General features: G+C 69.0%; 4 protein-coding genes and 1 pseudogene. All 5 read left to right on the plus strand.

Going from position 1 to position 5,150, the window contains the following annotated elements; translation table 11 throughout:
• The first annotated feature begins 120 nt into the window (after positions 1-120).
• Positions 121-375: a helix-turn-helix domain-containing protein gene (locus tag J5F18_RS12825; protein WP_346299003.1), complete on the plus strand. Its 255-nt coding sequence runs from the start codon at positions 121-123 to the stop codon at positions 373-375.
• Complete coding sequence (locus J5F18_RS12830; protein WP_346299004.1) at positions 372-1,634, plus strand: type II toxin-antitoxin system HipA family toxin; 1,263 nt, start codon at positions 372-374, stop codon at positions 1,632-1,634. Before J5F18_RS12825 ends, J5F18_RS12830 begins: the two co-directional genes overlap by 4 nt.
• 160 nt (positions 1,635-1,794) lie before the next feature.
• Positions 1,795-3,351 (plus strand): TIGR02677 family protein, encoded by a 1,557-nt coding sequence (locus J5F18_RS12835; RefSeq protein WP_346299005.1) that lies wholly within the window; start codon positions 1,795-1,797, stop codon positions 3,349-3,351.
• Positions 3,339-4,619 carry a TIGR02678 family protein gene (locus J5F18_RS12840; protein WP_346299006.1) on the plus strand — a complete coding sequence of 427 codons (1,281 nt, stop codon included), beginning with the start codon at positions 3,339-3,341 and terminating at the stop codon, positions 4,617-4,619. The genes J5F18_RS12835 and J5F18_RS12840 overlap by 13 nt, the downstream gene beginning before the upstream one ends.
• Before the next feature lie 7 nt (positions 4,620-4,626).
• Positions 4,627-5,150, plus strand: a pseudogene (locus J5F18_RS12845) (TIGR02680 family protein); the annotation flags it as partial.

A 5,150-nucleotide genomic window follows, 5' to 3' on the forward strand; every position in this document is an offset into this window, starting at 1 on the left:
AACCTCGAGTCATGCGTGAGTCTCGGGCATATTTTTTCCCTAACGGGAAAGAAACTGGTCATAATGGTCATGGTTGGGTTATTTTTCCCCATAGGGAAAATTTTGGGAGGCCCTTGATTTATGGATCCTTATGCTGGGGCAGTGCCTGGTGTCCCTGTCCGCGATGCTGCCGAGATAGGGCGGCTGATACGCCGGGTACGCAAGCAGCAGGGATTGACGCTGGAGACCCTGGCCGGCCTCTGCGGGCTGAGCATTCGCTTCCTGAGCGAGCTCGAGAACGGTCGAGAGACCTGCAGCCTGGGGCGAGTACTCTGGGTGCTGGATACGTTGGGTATCGAGCTGGTAGCCAGACCACCGGAGGCGCTGGCGTCGTGAAACGCCAGGATGAGCTGCATGTATGGCGAGAGGAGCGCCTCGTCGGCACCCTGTGGCGTGGCCAAGGGGAGCGCCTGATGGGCTTCGAGTATGCTCCATCCTGGCTCGATAGTGGACACGCCATCTCCTGCAGCCTGCCGCTGGAGCAGAAAACATGGTTGCCGGACGAGCTGACCGCCCACCGCTGGTTTGGCAACCTGCTGCCGGAGGAGCAGGCGAGGGCGGCTCTGCTTAAACGGCTGGCGATTCCCGATGACGACTTTGCCTTGCTGGAAGCCATCGGCGGAGACTGTGCGGGGGCCTTGACGATCCTGCCGCCGGACCGTTCTCCGTCCCGGGTGTGGGAAGCAACACCCTTTCCACTGGACAGGCTCGCCCAGTGGGCCGCCTTCCGTGATCGCTATGCGGTGATGGGCGATGCCGTACTTCCTCGGCTCTCCCTGGCGGGTGCCCAGGACAAGATTCCGGTGCTCATCGAGGAAGGCGTGGTCAAGCTGCCCGGTGGGAGCACACCCTCGTCCCACATTCTCAAGTTCGCCGTCGATGGTCGCGACTTGGTCATTCTCAACGAGCTGTTCCTGAATACCCTGGCCCGGCTGGCTGGTCTGGAGTGTCCGCTGACCACGGTAGGTGAGATAGAAGGGCACTGGTATCTCCTTGTGGAGCGCTACGACAGGGAGGGCATCGGAACGCCCGGGCTGCGTCGAATCCATCAGGAAGATTTCTGCCAGGCCTTGGGGCTCTCGCGGGTCGACAAGTATCAGGTGCCCAGCGGGCCTCGCTTCGCCGATTGCGTGGCGACGGCACGGCAAGCGTGTCGGCCGAGTGCCGCTTCACTGTTGCACCTGCTGCGATGGCAGGTCTTCAACGTGCTGGTGGGTAATACCGACGGGCATGCCAAGAATATCTCACTGCTTCAGGACGAGCGTGGTCGCTGGCGGGTCGCTCCGGCCTACGACCTGGTGGGTACCCTGGTGCTGGGCTACCACCCTGATCTGGCCTTTACCGTCGGTGAGCAGGCCAATTCGCAGCAATTGCTTTCGCGTGATTGGCAAGCCTTTGCCCGGGAGTGCGGGTTCGGCTATCCCCTCGTCAAGCGCGAGATAGGTAGGCTGGTAGAACGCCTGGAAGCGTGGCTTGCCTCGGACGAGTTGCTTAACGCCTTGCTGGAGGCAGGCATGAGTGAACGCGGGTGGCTCAGGCTCCAGCAGCAGCGTCACCACATCGGCAGGCAGTGCCGACGCGCGGCGGCTTGGTAGTCGACGTCGCTGGGCCAGTCGTTGCGAAGGGTTTTTGTGCGCTAAACTGCGCCATCCTGTGATCTTGTGGCATTTCTGAGCAGCATCACTCGCACAAATGGCTGTGAAGCGCAGCCTGCTGGCGCAGGCCCTGGAACCCATCGACGAATAGGGAGCCCGCTTGGACTACACCCCCTTCAGCTATGTCACCGCCGAGAAGGCCGAGCTCTACCGGCGGGTGATGCGCGCCTTCGTGGAGGCCAAGTCGCACTTTCTGGTGCACCTGCGCCCAGAGGACGTGCAGCAGCAGGTCGGCGAGCCGGAGTTGGCCACCGTGCAGGCGGCCCTGACCCAACTGGTCACCTGGGGCAACCTGGACGCCGAGCGCGACAACGCCCGGGTGACCAGCGTCGAGGACTACTATCGCGCCCTCTACGTCTACCAGATCACCCGCCAGGGAGAAGCGGTGGAGGCCGCCCTGGCTACCTTCGAACAGGAGCTGGGGCGGCGCGGGGCCCTGCAGAGCGTGGCCCTGGAGGACATCCGCACCCGCCTGCGCGCCCTGCTGACCCTGGCGCAGAGCGACGCCCCCTCGGCCACCGAGAGCCAGCTGTTGCTGCGCGACCTGGCCGGGGTCTTCGCCGACCTGGCCGAGAATGCCCGGGCCTTCATGACCGGGCTGAGCCGCACCCTGGAGGGGCAGGGCAGCGATGCCGACGCCTTCCTGCTCTACAAGGAGCGGGTGATCGGCTATATCGAGCGCTTCCTGGGCGACCTGACCACCGCCTCCGGCGAGATCGCCGAGCTGATTCGCGCCCTCGATGGTGACCGTGACGGAAGCGGCGAGGGTGAGGCCCCGGTAGCGAGGCTGCTGCGCCAGGCCGCCGAGCGTGAGCTTCTCGACCTGGCCCCCGGGGAGTCCGCCGACGAGGAGGAGCGGGCCCGCGCCTTCGCCGAGGCGTGGCGGCGCTGGCACGGCCACTGGGAGGGGCTGCGCGCCTGGTTTCTCGATCAGCCGGGGCGCCAGGCCCAGGCCCGCCTGCTGCGTAGCAGCGCCCGCCGCGCCGTCACCCAGCTGCTGGAGATGGTCGGCCGGCTCAACGAGCGGCGCATGGCGCGCAGCGACCGCTCCGCGGATTTCCGCACCCTGGCGCGCTGGTTCCTGGAGTGCGACGGCGACGGCGAGGCGCATCGCCTGTGGCGTGCCGCCTTCGGCCTGACGCCGGCCCGCCACCTGGTGATCGACGCCGAGACCGCCGAGGCGTGGCAGCAGACGCCGGTACCGGCCACCACGCCCTGGGCCGAGGCCCCGGGCATGCAGGTGCAGGCGCGGCTGCGCGCCACCGGCAGCTACCAGAAACCCGGGGCGCCCCCCAAGGTGCGCAGCCGTGCCCGGGCGCGGGAGCTGCTCGCCCGCCAGCTGGCCGAGGAGGCGAGCGCGGCCCGGGCCGCCCGGCGGCAGCTGGTGGAGCGGCGGGCCGAGCGCCTCTCGGAGCTGGGCGAACTCGACGACGGCGCCTTCCGCCTGCTGCTCAACCTGCTCGGCGATGCCCTGGCGGCGAGCGCCGGGGATGATCGCCCGGTCACCACCACCACCGGCGACGGTAGCCTGCGCATCACCCTGGCGCCGCTGGGCCCCGAGACCACCGCGACCCTGCGCACCGCGACCGGGGCGCTCAGCGGCCGCGACTACCGCCTGGAGATCGTCGACCTGGAGGAGGATACATGGAGGAGCTGAGCGATGCCCTGACCCGCCAGCGGCAGGAGGAGCAGCGCCGCGCCCTGCGCGCCCTGCTGGCCCGACCGCTGATCCGCAGCGATGACCCCGCCTTCCCCCTGATTCGCCGCCATGCGGCCACGCTGCGTGACTGGCTCGCCCGGGAAGCCGGCTGGCATCTGCAGAGCGAGCGCGACTTCGTGCGCCTGCACAAGCGTCCCGCCGATCTCGGTGATCCCACCCGCCCGGCGACCGTCGGGCGCGGTATCCAGCGCAAGACCTTCAATCGCCGCCGCTATGCGCTCTTCTGCCTGCTGCTGGCCGACCTCGAACGCGGCGATGCCCAGATCACCCTGGGGCGCCTGGGCGAGGGGCTGGGGCAGGCGGTCGGCGACCCCGCCCTTGCCGAGCGCGGCCTGGCCTTCTCGCTGGACCATCAGGAGGCGCGCCGGGACCTGGTGGTGGTGGTGCGACTGCTGATGGCGCTCGGGGTGCTGCTGCGCGTGGCCGGCGACGAGGAGCAGTTCCTGCGCCGCGGCCTGGAGAGCGACGTGCTCTACGACGTGGATCGCCGGCTGCTCGCGGCGCTGCTGGTCACCGCCCGGGGCCCCTCCCTGGTGGCCCTGAACGGCGCCGACGCCGAGCTTGACCTGGACGCGCGGCTGCGCGCCCTGAGCGAGACCTTCGTGCCGGACACCCCCGAGGGGCGCAACCGCGAGCTGCGTCACCGCCTGGCGCGGCGGCTGCTGGATGACCCGGTGGTCTATCGGGAGGCCCTCGACGAGGAGGAGGCCGCCTACCTGGCCAATCAGCGCGGGCCCCTGCTGCGTCGCCTGCAGCAGGCCACGGGGCTGGTGGCCGAGGTGCGGGCCGAGGGGCTGGCGCTGGTGGACCCCGAGGGCGAGCTCACCGACGAGAAGCTGCCTGCGGAGGGCACCGAGGGCCATCTGGCGCTGCTGATGGCCGAGCGGCTGGCCGATATCGGCCCCGAGGGCGTCACCCTGGAGGAGGTTGAAACCTGGATCCTCGAGTGGCAGACGACCTACCGCCGCTACTGGCGCAAGTCCGCCTGCGAGCCGGGCGCCGCCCACGGCCTGGCCCGGCAGACCCTGGCCCGCCTGGCGGCGCTGGGCCTGGTCAGGCGCCAGGCCGAGCATAAAGGAGGGCGCATCCTGCCGCTGCCGGCGCTGGGTCGCTTCCGGGTGGGCTCGCCGGCGCTCCCCGAGGCGTCCGACAATATGCAACCCGATCCGCAACCCGATCTGGCCGAGTCCGTCACCGATGACTGAGCATTCCATGAGCGAGCTTCCCGACCCGCAGAGCACCCGCTGGCAGCCCCTGCGCTGCGGCCTGGTGGAGATCTTCTACTACGACGAGGAGGTCTTTCATTTCCACGACGGGCGGCTGCTGCTGCGCGGCAACAACGGCACCGGCAAGTCCAAGGTGATGGCGCTGACTCTGCCCTTTCTGCTCGACGGCCAGCTGCTTCCCTCCCGGGTGGAGCCCGATGGCGACAGCGCCAAGCGCATGGAGTGGAACCTGCTGGTGGGCGAGTATCCCGAGCGCCTGGGCTACACCTGGCTGGAGTTCGGGCGGCTGGGTGACGACGGGCCCGAGACCTTCACGGTGGGCTGTGGCCTCAAGGCGGTGGCGGGGCGGTCGGTGCGCTCCTGGTTCTTCACCACCCCCCAGCGCATCGGGCGGGACCTCTTCCTGATCGAGAGCGGACGCAGCCTGAGCCGCGAGCGGCTCGGCCAGGCGCTGGGCAGCCTGGGGCAGCTCCATGATCGCGCCGCGGACTACCGGCGCGCCATCGACGA

Source organism: Halomonas sp. BM-2019 (genome assembly GCF_017584085.1).